Source organism: Streptomyces sp. UW30 (assembly GCF_008042075.1).
GTDB lineage: Bacteria > Actinomycetota > Actinomycetes > Streptomycetales > Streptomycetaceae > Streptomyces.
In genome coordinates, this window is the sequence record NZ_RDBN01000037.1 from 764,014 (window position 1) to 777,047 (window position 13,034).

The 13,034-nt window shown below is 72.6% G+C and carries 13 protein-coding genes; 5 read left to right on the forward strand and 8 right to left on the reverse strand.

What is annotated here, in order from left to right; all coding sequences use genetic code 11:
* Positions 1 to 26 precede the first annotated feature (26 nt).
* Complete coding sequence (locus EAO75_RS22095; protein ID WP_147996785.1) at positions 27 to 1,130, reverse strand: pyridoxal-phosphate-dependent aminotransferase family protein; 1,104 nt, start codon at positions 1,128 to 1,130, stop codon at positions 27 to 29.
* 137 nt (positions 1,131 to 1,267) lie between these two features.
* Here EAO75_RS22095 and EAO75_RS22100 point away from each other — a divergent pair, with 137 nt between their 5' ends.
* Genes EAO75_RS22100 through EAO75_RS22115 form a run of 4 tightly spaced genes read left to right on the forward strand, consistent with a single transcriptional unit; the run spans position 1,268 to position 4,873 of the window.
* Complete coding sequence (locus EAO75_RS22100) at positions 1,268 to 2,116, forward strand: transporter substrate-binding domain-containing protein (RefSeq protein WP_147996786.1); 849 nt, start codon at positions 1,268 to 1,270, stop codon at positions 2,114 to 2,116.
* A 4-nt stretch (positions 2,117 to 2,120) separates the two neighbouring features.
* Positions 2,121 to 2,954 carry an amino acid ABC transporter permease gene (locus EAO75_RS22105; protein WP_147996787.1) on the forward strand — a complete coding sequence of 278 codons (834 nt, stop codon included), beginning with the start codon at positions 2,121 to 2,123 and terminating at the stop codon, positions 2,952 to 2,954.
* Positions 2,951 to 3,760, forward strand: a complete 810-nt coding sequence (locus EAO75_RS22110) for an amino acid ABC transporter ATP-binding protein (RefSeq protein WP_147996788.1) — start codon at positions 2,951 to 2,953, stop codon at positions 3,758 to 3,760. Before EAO75_RS22105 ends, EAO75_RS22110 begins: the two co-directional genes overlap by 4 nt.
* 21 nt (positions 3,761 to 3,781) lie before the next feature.
* The gene (locus tag EAO75_RS22115; protein WP_147996789.1) at positions 3,782 to 4,873 is read left to right on the forward strand and encodes an amidohydrolase family protein; all 1,092 of its coding nucleotides are present in this window, start codon (positions 3,782 to 3,784) and stop codon (positions 4,871 to 4,873) included.
* Here the strand turns inward: EAO75_RS22115 and EAO75_RS22120 are convergent.
* Positions 4,870 to 5,274, reverse strand: coding sequence for a carboxymuconolactone decarboxylase family protein (locus tag EAO75_RS22120; RefSeq protein WP_261989382.1), 405 nt, complete (start codon positions 5,272 to 5,274; stop codon positions 4,870 to 4,872). The genes EAO75_RS22115 and EAO75_RS22120 overlap by 4 nt on opposite strands.
* Before the next feature lie 273 nt (positions 5,275 to 5,547).
* Here EAO75_RS22120 and EAO75_RS22125 point away from each other — a divergent pair, with 273 nt between their 5' ends.
* Positions 5,548 to 6,456 (forward strand): SCO1860 family LAETG-anchored protein, encoded by a 909-nt coding sequence (locus tag EAO75_RS22125; RefSeq protein ID WP_147996790.1) that lies wholly within the window; start codon positions 5,548 to 5,550, stop codon positions 6,454 to 6,456.
* Between the two features lie 174 nt (positions 6,457 to 6,630).
* Here EAO75_RS22125 and cobC read toward each other — a convergent pair whose 3' ends face one another.
* Genes cobC through cobM form a run of 6 tightly spaced genes read right to left on the reverse strand, consistent with a single transcriptional unit; the run spans position 6,631 to position 12,972 of the window.
* Positions 6,631 to 7,704 carry an Rv2231c family pyridoxal phosphate-dependent protein CobC gene (gene cobC, locus EAO75_RS22130; protein WP_147996791.1) on the reverse strand — a complete coding sequence of 358 codons (1,074 nt, stop codon included), beginning with the start codon at positions 7,702 to 7,704 and terminating at the stop codon, positions 6,631 to 6,633.
* Positions 7,679 to 8,614, reverse strand: a complete 936-nt coding sequence (locus EAO75_RS22135) for a sirohydrochlorin chelatase (RefSeq protein ID WP_147996792.1) — start codon at positions 8,612 to 8,614, stop codon at positions 7,679 to 7,681. Before EAO75_RS22135 ends, cobC begins: the two co-directional genes overlap by 26 nt.
* Positions 8,611 to 9,225, reverse strand: coding sequence for a precorrin-8X methylmutase (locus tag EAO75_RS22140; protein ID WP_147996793.1), 615 nt, complete (start codon positions 9,223 to 9,225; stop codon positions 8,611 to 8,613). The genes EAO75_RS22135 and EAO75_RS22140 overlap by 4 nt, the downstream gene beginning before the upstream one ends.
* A complete protein-coding gene (gene cobJ, locus EAO75_RS22145) occupies positions 9,222 to 10,922 on the reverse strand; it encodes a precorrin-3B C(17)-methyltransferase (RefSeq protein WP_147996794.1) in 1,701 nt (566 codons plus the stop codon). The genes EAO75_RS22140 and cobJ overlap by 4 nt, the downstream gene beginning before the upstream one ends.
* Positions 10,919 to 12,157 carry a precorrin-6y C5,15-methyltransferase (decarboxylating) subunit CbiE gene (cbiE, locus tag EAO75_RS22150; protein WP_147996795.1) on the reverse strand — a complete coding sequence of 413 codons (1,239 nt, stop codon included), beginning with the start codon at positions 12,155 to 12,157 and terminating at the stop codon, positions 10,919 to 10,921. Before cbiE ends, cobJ begins: the two co-directional genes overlap by 4 nt.
* Entirely contained in the window at positions 12,154 to 12,972 is an 819-nt protein-coding gene (cobM, locus tag EAO75_RS22155; protein WP_147996796.1) for a precorrin-4 C(11)-methyltransferase, read from the reverse strand. Before cobM ends, cbiE begins: the two co-directional genes overlap by 4 nt.
* Between the last annotated feature and the right edge of the window lie 62 nt (positions 12,973 to 13,034).

Here is a 13,034-nt window from a genome sequence, read left to right on the forward strand (position 1 = left end):
GGTAGGGGTGGCGGGGGCGAGGAGCCCTACCGCATCCCACCACCGTCCACCGCCCGCAAAGCCGCCTCCACATCCACATCCAGCCCCTGCTCCGCCAGCGCGGAACCCAGCGCGGCAAGGGACCCCCGCACGGCCCCCACAGCCGCATCCACCCCGTAGTGATTGACCCGGATCATCTCCTTGGCCAACGCCCCGCCCCCCGCGGCCAGCGGCAACGCCGGATCCGACGTCAGTGCGCGCGCCACGACCTCCGACGCCACCACCCCCGCCGGCACCCTCAACGTCGTGGCGACCGGCGCCGCGTCCCGGGCGTCGTGCACGTACGGCTCAAGCCCCGCGCCCAGCGCCACCGCTCCGGCCCGAGTGGCGAGCGCGGCGGCTCGATGGCGGTCCATCACCGCCTCCGGCCCGTCCGCCTCGATCCGCTCCACGCAGGCCTCCAGCGCCAGCATCTCCAACTGTGCGGGCGCATGCAGCAGCGCCTTGCGCCCGCCGTCGATCCACCGCTCCTTCCAGTCGAGGAGCGACAGATACGACCGTCGCGGCGCCCGCGGATTCGCCGCCATCCGGGCCCACGCCCGCGCGCTCACCGACACCGCCGACACCCCGGCCGGCCCGCCCATCGCCTTCTGCGCCCCGATGACGCACAGGTCCACGCCCCACGCGTCCGGCAGCACCGGCTCGGCCCCGATCGACGCCACCGCGTCCAGGTAGAACAGCGCCCCGTGCTCCCGCACGACCTCGCCGATCTCCGCGACGGGATTGGTGTTGCCGGTGGCCGCCTCGGCATGCACCAGGGACACGAAGTCGATCTCCGGATGCTCGGCGAAGGCCTCTCGGATCTGGTCCGCCGTGACCGCCGTATGGAAGGGCACCGCCAGATCGATCACGCGCGCCCCGCAGTCCCGCAGCCAGTCCCCGAAGGTCTGCCCGTACGGGCCGGTGATCACGTTCAGTGCGGTCGTGCCGGGCCCGGCCGTCCCCCGGATCGCCCCCTCCAGCGGCAACAGCGCCTCACCCTGCATGATCACGACGTCCTGCCGGGTATCGAGCAGCCGTGCCACACGGTCCTCGATGGCGGCGAATCGGGCGGCGCTCAGCGGGGCCAGGTCCAGGAAGGGGTGTGTCATGGGCGTGCTCGCTTCATTCTGTGGAGGTCTACTCCACCGATCTTAGGTTGAGCGACCGCACAGCCATCGGTTTGGTTTGGGTAGCTCAAACTCATCCTTATAATCGGAACTCAAAGTTCCCGCACAGGAGGCTCCCCGTGAAGACGACCCTCGGTCGCCGGACCCGCATTCTGGCCGCCACCACCGCGACGGCCGGGCTGGTGCTCGTGGCCGGCTGCTCCTCCGACGACAACGGCGGCAGCGGCACGAAGACGGCGGCCGGCGGTGTCGAGCTCGTCAAGGCGGGCCAGCTCACCACCTGCACCCACCTGCCGTACCCGCCCTTCCAGTCGGAGATCGACGGCAAGGTGCAGGGCTTCGACGTCTCCCTGATCGACCTGGTCGCCAAGAACCTGGGCGTGAAGCAGGAGATCCTCGACACGCCCTTCGAGAACTTCAAGACGGGCGCCTTCCTCAACGCCGGTGAGTGCGACCTCGCCGCCGCCGGCATGACCATCACCGACGAGCGCAAGAAGAACGTCGACTTCTCCGACCCGTACTTCGAGGCCACCCAGGCCGTCCTGGTCGACAAGAAGAGCGGCATCTCCTCCTTCGCGGACCTCAAGGGCAAGAAGGTCGGCGCCCAGGCTCAGACCACCGGCGAGGACTACGCCAAGAGCAAGGGCCTGGACCCGGTCTCCTTCGAGTCCTCCGACGCCGTCCTCAACGGCCTGCGCACCGGCCAGGTCGAGGCCGTCGTCATCGACTACCCGGTCGTCCAGGGCTGGCTGAAGGACAAGGCCAACGCGGCCGCCTTCGAGGTCGCCGAGCAGGTCAACACCGGTGAGCAGTACGGCGTCACGGTGAAGAAGGGCAACGACAAGCTCCGCGAGGCCATCAACAAGGCGATCAAGGACGCGAAGGCCGACGGCACGTACAAGAAGCTGTACGAGCAGTGGATCGGCCCGTACGACGAGTCCGCCGCCTCCGCGTCGCCCGCCGCCTGATCCCATGGCCGACACGGACGTACAACTCCAGCCGAAGAAAAAGGGCCTGACCCGGCGCCAGAAGCGCAGCCTGTCGCGCGGCGTCCAGTACGTCGTCTTCGTCGCGGCCGTGATCGCCTTCGCGGTCGCGGCCGACTGGGGCCGGCTGAAGAACCAGTTCGCGCAAGGGGCGATCGCCCGGGAGATGTTCCCGGACGTCATCACCCTCGCGCTGAAGAACACCGTGCTGTACACCCTGTCCGGCTTCGTCGTCGGACTGGTCCTCGGCATGGTGATCGCGCTGATGCGGCTGTCGTCCGTGGGGCCGTACCGCTGGCTCGCCGGGATCTACATCGAGATCTTCCGCGGACTGCCCGCCCTGCTGATCTTCATCTTCATCGGCGTGGCCGTGCCGCTGGCCTTCCCCGGCACGGAGATCCCGGGCGGCACCTACGGCAAGGTCGCGCTCGCGCTCGGCCTGGTCGCGGCCGCGTACATGGCGGAGACGATCCGCGCGGGCATCCAGGCGGTTCCCAAGGGGCAGATGGAGGCCGCGCGTTCACTCGGCTTCTCGCCCGCCCGCGCCATGATCTCGATCATCATCCCGCAGGCGTTCCGGATCATCCTCCCGCCGCTGACCAACGAACTCGTCCTGCTCTTCAAGGACTCCTCGCTGGTGCTGTTCCTCGGTGTGACGCTTCAGGAACGCGAACTGTCCAAGTTCGGCCGTGACCTGGCCAGCCAGACCGCCAACTCCACGCCGATCCTCGTCGCCGGCCTGTGCTATCTGCTGGTCACGATCCCGCTCGGCTTCGTCGTACGCCGTATGGAGGCGAAGGCCCAGGAGGCCGTGAAATGAGCGAGAGCCTTCTCAAGGCCGGCCCGGAGATCGAAGTCCGCGGCCTGCACAAGTCCTTCGGCGACAACGAGGTGCTGCGCGGCATCGACCTGAAGATCAACCAGGGCGAGGTCGTGTGCGTCATCGGCCCGTCGGGCTCGGGCAAGTCGACGTTGCTGCGCTGTGTGAACCTGCTCGAAGAGCCCACCAAGGGCCAGGTCTTCGTCGGCGGCGCGGAGCTCACCGACCCGGACGTCGACATCGACGCCGTACGCCGCGGTATCGGCATGGTCTTCCAGCAGTTCAACCTGTTCCCGCACCTCACGGTGACCGAGAACCTCAGCCTGCCGCAGCGCCGGGTCCTGCGGCGCGACAAGGCGACGGCCGCGAAGGTCGCCGCCGAGAACCTGGAGCGGGTCGGGCTGTCGGAGAAGGCGACGGCATACCCGGCCTCCCTCTCCGGCGGCCAGCAGCAGCGCGTCGCCATCGCCCGCGCCCTCGCCATGGGCCCCGAGGTGATGCTCTTCGACGAGCCGACCTCCGCGCTCGACCCCGAGCTGGTGGGCGACGTCCTCGCGGTCATGCGCATGCTCGCCAACGAAGGCATGACCATGATGGTCGTCACGCACGAGATGACCTTCGCGCGTGAGGTCGCCGACCGGGTCGTCTTCATGGACGGCGGAGTGATCGTCGAGGACGGCACCCCCGACCAGGTCATCGGCAACCCGGCCCACGAGCGGACCCGCCACTTCCTCTCCCGGCTCCTGGACCCCGCGATGGCCGAAGTCGAGGAGGAGACCTCCGACCAGCTGGGCAAGGGCGACTAGCCGCTCACTAAGGTGCAGGGCATGAGCGAACGCGCGGTGCTGCACGTGAAGGGCCGGGTCCTCGTCGGACCGGACGACGTCCGGGACGAACTGTGGGTCGTCGACGGACGGATCTCCTACGACCGCCCCGTCGGCGCCCACGACGTCCGTACCGTGGAGGGCTGGGCCCTGCCCGGCCTCGTGGACGCCCACTGCCATGTCGGCCTCGGCGCGCACGGCCCGGTCGACGACGACGTCGCGGAGAAGCAGGCGCTGACCGACCGCGACATCGGCACCCTGCTGATCCGTGACGCCGGGTCACCCTCCGACACCCGCTGGGTCGACGACCGCGAGGACCTGCCGAAGATCATCAGGGCGGGCCGCCACATCGCCCGCACCCGGCGCTACATCCGCGGCTACGCCCACGAGATCGAACCGGAGGACCTGGTCGCCTACGTAGCCCAGGAGGCCCGGCGCGGCGACGGCTGGGTCAAGCTCGTCGGCGACTGGATCGACCGCGACCTCGGGGACCTGGCGCCCACCTGGCCGCGCGAGGCGGTCGAGGCGGGCATCGCGGAGGCCCACCGCCTGGGCGCCCGCGTCACCGCGCACTGCTTCGCCGAGGACTCCCTGAAGGACCTGGTCGAGGCCGGCATCGACTGCATCGAGCACGCCACGGGCCTCAACGAGGACCTGATCCCGCTGTTCGCCGAGCGCGGCGTGGCGATCGTCCCCACCCTCGTGAACATCGCGACCTTCCCGAAGCTGGCCGACGGCGGCGAGGAGAAGTACCCCCGCTGGTCGGCCCATATGCGCCGACTCCACGCACGCCGCTACGACACGGTCCGCTCCGCCTACGACGCCGGCATCCCGGTCTTCGTCGGCACCGACGCGGGCGGAACCCTGCCGCACGGCCTCGCGGCGGCCGAGGTGGCGGAACTGGTCACCGCCGGCATCCCCGCCGTCGACGCCCTCGCGGCGGCGACCTGGGCGGCCCGGACCTGGCTCGGCCGCCCGGGCCTTGAGGAGGGAGCCGCGGCGGACCTCGTGGTGTACGAGTCCGACCCGCGCACGGACGTCCGCGTCCTGGCGGCGCCCCGCCGGATCGTGCTCAACGGGCGGATCGTCGGTTAACCGCCCGCCCGCTCCGCGAACACCTGCAGGGCGACCTGGTAGCTGTCGAAGGCGCGCGCGGCACCGGCGTACGCCTCGATGTGGATGAACGCCTCCACGATCTCCTCCGGGGTGACCCCGTTGTTCAGCGCGATGCGCAGCTGGCCGCGCAGCGGTTCGAGGGTGCCCAGGGTCGCGGCGATCGTCACGGACACCAGGGCCCGGGTACGGGTGTCGAGGACGTCGGTGCGCGGCCACACGTCACCGAAGGTGTGCACCGTGGCGAGGCGCTTGAAGTCCGCCCCGTTGGCAGGTTCCCCGGCGCCGGGCTCCAGGAACCGCTCCAGCGGCATGCCGAGCAGCTCCTCGGCCGTGCGCAGCGCCGTGCCGTAGTCCCGCTCTTCGTCGTGGTCGGTCATCATGCTTCCCCTCGCGTCGGGCAGCCGGTTGACGCAGCGTAACCGCGGGGGAACCCGTAAGGTTGCCCACCCCCCTCGTGCGCGCCGACGCGTCCACGCGCGCGCTCGCACAGGAGGGGGTACAGCGGTGACTTCGAGGAACATCCGTGCCCGGGAATTCGAAAAGGTTCACGGGAAAGTCACGTTGGAGTGAAGTCGCGCCGGAATGCTGACTGTTCACTCTCAGTGCGCAATTCTTGCCGGGTTCCGAGCAAGTCTCCTCTGGGGGTCCCCACCTTGAACGGCAAGAAATTCCGCATGCCCGCACGCCGTCTCGCCACCGTCGCGACGGCCACCGCCCTGACCGCCGCTCCCGCGGTCCTGGCCGCCGCCGGCCCCGCGCACGCGACCGGCGACGAGGGTCGCGCGAGCGCAGTCGTGCTGCGCACCGGGCTCGACGTCTCCCTGCTCAACAAGACCGTGAACGTCCCGCTCGCGCTCTCCCTGAACGAGGTACAGGCGCCGCGGAGCGCCGAGAAGGCCACGCTGACGGCGGAGTTGAACGGCGTCGACGGCGGCCGGCCCTTCAGCGTCCTGAACGCCGAGGTCGCCACGTCGAAGGCGACGGTCGAAGGCGGCAAGGCGGAGGGGTACACCAACCTCGCCCACGCCAAGGTCCACATCCCCGGCCTGCCGCTGCTGTCGCTCATCGAGGTCGGCCAGGTCACCTCCAAGGCGACCTGCGAGGCCGGCAAGGAGCCCACCGCCTCCTCCAACCTGCTCGGTGACGTCACCGTGCTGGGCAAGAAGGTCACGCTGACCGCCGGCGGGACCACGAACGTCGAGGTGCCGGGCGTGGGTGAGGTGCGCCTCGATTACTCCAAGACGGAGCAGACCTCGCGCACGGCCGCCGCCACCGCCCTCGAACTCAAGGTCTCCGTCAACCCGTTGAAGCTGAACGTCGCCGAGGTCGAGGGCACCCTGACCCTGGCGAAGGCGACCTGTGAGACTCCGGCCGAGCCCGCCCAGCAGGCCGGGCCGAGCACGGAACCGGCCGGCGACGTGAAGCCCCAGGGCGAGCCCGCCGACGAGGGCCTCGCCGAGACCGGCGGCAACTCCATGACGCCGTACATCGCGGGCGGCGCGGTGGCCCTGCTCGTCGCGGGCGGCGGCGCGGTGGCGCTGGCGCGGCGTCGCAGGAGCTGATCGCGGACGCGGCCTGGGACCGGCGGGGTCGGCTCAGCCCGCCGGTTCCACCGCCCGCTCCAGCGCCCGCAGGAACCCGCTGACCGTCCCCCGGTCCCACACCGGGGCGCGGTGGCGCTGGCGCGGCGTCGCAGGAGCTGATCGCGGACGCGGCCTGGGCCCGGCGGGGTCGGCTCAGCCCGCCGGTTCCACCGCCCGCTCCAGCGCCCGCAGGAACCCGCTGACCGTCCCCCGGTCCCGCACCGCCAGCCGCAGCCACTCCTCGCCCAGCCCGGGGAAGGTGTCCCCGCGCCGGACCGCGTACCCGAGGTCGCGCAGGCGCCGGCGCACCGCGGTCGCCTCCGGCAGCCGTACGAGGACGAAGGGCCCCTCGGCCGGCCCGACGACCCGGAGCCCGGCCGAGGCGAACGCGCCCAGCCCGGCGACGAGATGGGCCCGGTCGGCGGCGATGCGGTGGGCCGCGTGGGCCGCCTCCGCCAGCGCCTGGGAGGACACACAGGCCTCTGCGGCGGCCAGCGCCGGTGTGGAGACCGGCCACAGGGGCTGGGCGCGCTCCAGGTCGGCCACGGTCTCCGGGGCGGCCAGGACGTAGCCGATCCGCAGCCCGGCCAGACCCCAGGTCTTGGTCAGGCTGCGCAGCACCACCAGGCCCGGCACGTCCGTCCGCCCGGCCAGCGCCTCCCGCTCGCCCGGCACCGCGTCCATGAAGGCCTCGTCCACGACCAACGTCCGTCCGGGACGGGCCAGTTCGGCGAGGGACGCGGCCGGGTGCAGCACCGAGGTGGGATTCGTCGGGTTGCCGATCACCACCAGGTCGGCGTCCTCCGGGACGGCCGCCGGGTCGAGCCGGAAGCCGTCCTCCTCCCGCAGCAGCACCCGGTCCACGGTGTGCCCGGCGTCCCGCAGCGCCGCCTCCGGCTCCGTGAACTGCGGGTGCACGACGACCGGCCGGAGCACCTTCAGCGCGCGGGCCAGCAGCACGAACGCCTCCGCCGCTCCGGCCGTCAGCAGCACCCGTTCCACCGGCAGCCCGTGCCGCGCCGCCACCGCCGCCCGCGCGGCCCGCCCGTCCGGGTAGGCCGCGAGCGAGCCCAGCGACCCGGCGATGCGCTCGCGCAGCCACACGGGTGGAGTGTCCGCGCGGACGTTCACGGCGAGGTCGACGAGCGCCGAGCCGTCGTCACGGACCTCGGCGTCGCCGTGGTGGCGAAGGTCGTGCGCCTCAGTGTGCATGGGAGTGGGCGCCATGGTGGTGGCCGTGGCCGTGGCCGTGGTGATGGTCGTCGTCGTCCGGGTGGAAGTGCGGCTGCTGCGGCAGGCCGACCTTGTCCTCGAAGCCGGGCAGCGCGATGCGGTACACGCACGAGTCGCAGTTCATCCGCAGATCGCCCTTCACGGCCTCCTCGTACCGCTCCATCACCAGATCGAGCAGCTCCGGCTCCGGACCGATGACGTCCGCCGAGCGCACGTCGATCTCCGGGTGCGCGGCCGCCCAGCCCTCCGTCTGCTGGCGTACGCGGTCCGGCAGGATGCCGGTGAACAGGAAGTAGGGGAGTACGACGATCCTGCGCGCCCCCAGCTTCACGCACCGGTCCAGGCCGCTCGGCACGTCCGGCGCCGCCAGCGACACGAACGCCGTCTCCACGCCCGCGTAACCACGCCCCTCCCACAGCAGCCGCGCCGCCTTGTGCACCTCGGCGTTGGCGTCCGGGTCGGTCGAGCCGCGCCCGACCAGCAGCACGGTCACATCGGCGCGGTCCCCGGGCGTGCGGTTGCCTTCCGCGCCGAGCGCCTCGTCGAGCCGCCGCTCCAGGACGGACAGCAGCGACGGATGCGGGCCCAGCGGACGGCCGTAGGTGTAGGAGATCCCGGGGTGGCGCTCCTTCTCGCGGGCCAGCGCGGCCGGGATGTCGCCCTTGGCGTGCCCGGCGGACACCAGCATCAGCGGCACCGCGGCGAACCGCCGCACGCCCTTGTCGACCAGTTCGGTGACGGCCTCGCCCAGCGGCGGCGGGGAGAGCTCGATGAAGCCGCCCGCGACGGGCAGTTCGGGGTGGCGGCGCCCCAACTCCCGTACGAAGTCGCGGAACGCCTCGGCTCCGGCCTCGTCCCGGGTGCCATGACCGGCGATGAGCAGGGCGGGCGGCGGGGTGGTCACGATTTCTCCTCGGAATGCGCGTCAGGGTGTGGAACAGGGTGCGAAAGGGGGTGGTACAGCAGGGCGTTGAGCGCGGCGGAGGCGACCGCCGAACCGCCCTTCTCGGACACGTTGCTCACTGCGGGCAGCCCGCTCTCGCGCAACGCGGCCTTGGACTCGACGGCACCGACGAAGCCGACCGGCAGGCCGATGACGAGGGTGGGAGCGGCGTCCAGGGTCAGCAGTTCCTCCAGCGCGGTCGGCGCGTTGCCGATCACCCACAGGGCACCCGGGCCGACCTGCTCGTACGCGAGCCGGATCGCGTGTGCCGACCGGGTCAGCCCCGGGCCGGCCACGGCGTCCTTCAGCCGGCAGACGGTCTCGCGCCGGGTGATCCCGGCGGCCACCATCTCGACGTCGACGACCACGGGCGCCCCGGAATGCAGCGCCGCGTGCGCCTTGTGGAGGGCACCCTCGTCCATGACGAGGTCGGTGGCGTAGTCGAGGTCGGCGGCCGAGTGGATGACCCGCTCCACGACCGCCCGGGTCAGCGGCGGGAAGTGCGAGGTGTCCAGCCGGGCACGCAGCCGCCGGTAGGACTCCTCCTCGATCGGATGGACGACTCGGCTCACTTCGCGTCCTCCTGCGATGCCTGCCAGCGGTAGCCGCGCGGCGTCACCATGCGCCCGGCGATGTCCCGGGTCGCGGTGTTGCCGACCGTCACGACCGTCATCATGTCGACCGTCGCCGGGTCCAGGGCACCCAGAGTCGTGAGCCGACTGGACTCGTCCGGCCGCGACGCGTTGCGTACGACCCCGACCGGCGTCGAGGGCTGCCGGTGCTCGGCGAGGATCGCGAGCGCCTTCGGCAGCTGCCAGTCGCGGCCCCGCGAACGCGGGTTGTAGAAGGTGACCACGATGTCCGCCTCGGCCGCCGCCCGCACCCGCCGCTCGATGACCTCCCACGGAGTGTGCAGGTCGGAGAGGCTGATCGACACATGGTCGTGGCCGAGCGGCGCACCGAGGATGGCGGCGGCCGCGAGGGCGGCCGTCACACCGGGCACTCCGATCACGTCGATGTCGTCGGACGCCTCGGCGAGCGCGGGGGAGGCCATGGCGTACACGCCCGCGTCCCCGCTGCCGATCAGCGCGACGGCCTGACCCCTGCGGGCCTCCGCCACGGCCGTGCGCGCCCGCTCCTCCTCGGCGCCGAGCCCCGACTCCAGGATCCGGGTGCCGGGCCGCAGCAGGTCGCGGATCTGGTCGACGTACTGGTCGAGCCCGACCAGCACGGAGGCCCGCCGCAGCTCCGCCTTCGCGCGCGGCGTCAGCAGGTCACGGGCACCGGGCCCGAGCCCGACGACCGCGAGCCGCCCGCGCCCGGGCCGCCGTACGACGGCACAGGTCACCATCGCCGGCTGCCCGTCGGCGCGCTGCGACTTCCGCTTCGGTACGAGGAGTTCACCACCGCCGACGAGCGCCGCGGCCTCGGCGACCGAGGGCGTGCCGACGGCGGCGAGGGGCGCGTCGGAGGGGTTGGGGACCTCCACGGCGGCCAACGCGTCGGCGCAGTGCGTGACAAGAGGCACGCCCAGGCGCTCGGCGGCCTCGACGATGCCGGGCTCGTCGGCCTTGGCGTCGACGGTGGCGAGTTCGGCGAGGGACTCGACGCAGAGGCCGGCGTCGCTCAGGGCCTGCGAGACGAGGCCGAGCACCTCGTCGGCCGGCGCGCCCTTGGAGGCCCCGACACCGACGACGAGCGACGGCGGACGCAGGACGACCTCACGCTCGGCGGGCTCCACGAGCCGGTCCGTCAGCCGGATCGCGTACGCCCCCTCGGCGCCGACCCGCAGCGGCGGCAAGGGCCAATCGAGCTCGGCCCTCAGCGCCACCGGCTCCCCGTCGAGCAGCGCCCGCGAGACCCCGGCGACGTCGCCCGCCACGGGAAACCCGAGCGTGTCCAGACCGGGCACCCCCACGGCATCGGTCGCCGTCGTCACCACGGGCGCGGCGCCCAGCAGCTCCCCGACCTCCCGGGCGAGTTCATTGGCCCCGCCGCCGTGCCCGCCGACCAGCGACACGGCGAACCGCCCGCCCTCGTCGACGCACACCACACCCGGGTCGGATGCCTTGTCGCCCAGCAACGGTGCGACGAGCCGTACGACGGCCCCCGTCGCCAGGAAGCACACGAGCTGCTCGCACTCCGCGAACGCCCGCCGTACGGCGTCCCCGACGGGCCCGTCGTACACGCGCACGCGCTCCGGCCACGCCGCGGCCAGCCGGTCCCGCGCCGCCGCACCCGCAGAGGTGGCGGAAATGAGGCCGATCACTGAGCAACTCCCTCACGGTCCAGGGGCTTTCTGACACCCCACAACAGGAACACCGGATTCGTCGACGCGAGCCGCGTCACATCCCCCGGCAGCGGCGCGAGCCGCGACGAGTGCAGCAGCACCCCGTCGCACTCGAACCCGGCGCCGATGAGCGCCTCGCGGGCGGCCGGCACCCGGTCCAGCGCCGCCATGGCGATGACGACCGCACGCCGGGCGCGCCGCGCGCACGCGGTGACGATGGCCGGCAGCTCGCGCCCCCCGCCCCCGATGAACACGGCGTCCGGATCGTCGAGGTCGGACAGGACAGTGGGCGCCGCCCCGTGCACCACGCGCACATCGACGCCGTGCGCGGCGGCGTTGGCACGGATCCGCTCGACTCCGTCCCGGGTCTTCTCGACCGCGGTGACGGCGGCACCGAGCCGCGCGCACTCCACGGCCACGGACCCGGAGCCCGCGCCGACGTCCCAGACGAGCTCGCCCAGCCGCGGCCCGAGACGGGCCAGCGCGAGCGCCCGTACCTCGAACTTGGTGATCATCGAGTCGCGGTGGGCGAACTCGCCCTCGTCCAGTGCCCACGCGGCGGGCCCGACGCCCACCCCGGCGACCGTACGCACACCACCGAGCGCCCGCGCCGGGTCCAGGCACAGCACCACGTTCACGGACGGACCCCAGTCACGGGCGGCAGCCTCCGCGGGCGTCACCCGCTCCACCCGCTCATCCTCCGAGCCCAGCGCGCAGGCGACGACGAGCACCCGCGCGTCCGCCTTGCGGGCGAGCGCGGCGCCCAGCTCGGCCGGTCCGGAGCCCGGCCCGGTCAGCACCGCCACCTTCGGCCGCGCCCGGCAGACGTTCACCGCCGTACGCAGCTCCCGCCCGTGCGCGCTGACGACGACCGCGTCGTCCCAGGGCAGCCCGATCCGCGCGAACGCGGAGGCGACGGAGGACACCCCCGGCCGCACCTGGAGCCGCTCCGACCCGAACCGCTCGGCCAGCACCCGCACGATCCCGAAGAACCCCGGGTCGCCGGAGGCCAGCACGACCACGCGCCGGTCCTTCTCGACGTACTCCGCGATGGTGTCGAGGGCGGGAGCCAGCGCCCCGAGCACGACCCGCTCGACGTCATCGGCCAGTCGCGCGGCGTCCAGATGCCGCCGCCCGCCGACGACCAGCTCGGCCCCGGCCAGGACGTCCTCGGGCAGCGGCGTTCCCGTGCCCGTACCGACGACGGTGATCACGTACTGGCCCCCCGCTCCCGCAGGGCCCTGCGCGCCTGAGGGTCGGCCTTGCGGTACCCGTGGAAGTGGCCGGGGTGGTACAGGTGCGAGCGCGTGCCGTGGGCGTCGAGGGCCGGGCCGACCAGGAACAGGGTGTGCTTCCAGAGCTTGTGCTCCTTGACGGTCTCCTCCAGGGTCTCGATGGTGCACCGCACCACGAGCTCCTCCGGCCAGGTCGCCTGGTAGGCGACGACGACCGGCGTGGACGTCGGATATCCGCCCTCCAGCAGCTCCCGCACGAGCTGTCCGCTGCGGGCCGCCGACAGGAAGATCGCCATGGTCGTCCCGTGCTTGGCGAACTCCCGCACCTCCTCGCCGGGCGGCATCGGTGTCTTGCCGCCACCGAGCCGGGTGAGCACGACCGACTGGGCGACCTCGGGGATGGTGAGCTCCCGCCGGGCGAGCGCGGCGACGGCGGAGAAGGCGGAGACACCGGGCACGATCTCGGTCTCGATGCCGATCGAGGCACATCGGTCGAGCTGCTCCTGGGTGCCGCCCCAGAGGGCGGGGTCTCCGGAGTGGATACGGGCCACCTTGAGGTTCTCGGCCCACGCCCGCTCGTACACGCCGACGACGTCCTCCAGGGACATGGTCGCCGAGTCGAGGATCTCGGCGTCCTCGCGGGCGTGCTGGAGGACCTCCGCCTGGACCAGGCTGGCAGCCCAGATCACGACGTCGGCCTCGGCGATGGCACGCGCGGCACGGAACGTCAGCAGGTCGGCGGCGCCGGGGCCGGCACCGACGAACGTCACTTTGCCGGTGGGGGCTTCGGCCATGGGGATCGGTCCTCTCCTACGGGGGTCGAGCGGGGGTTGGTGTCCGGGACGTGGCGCGGGCG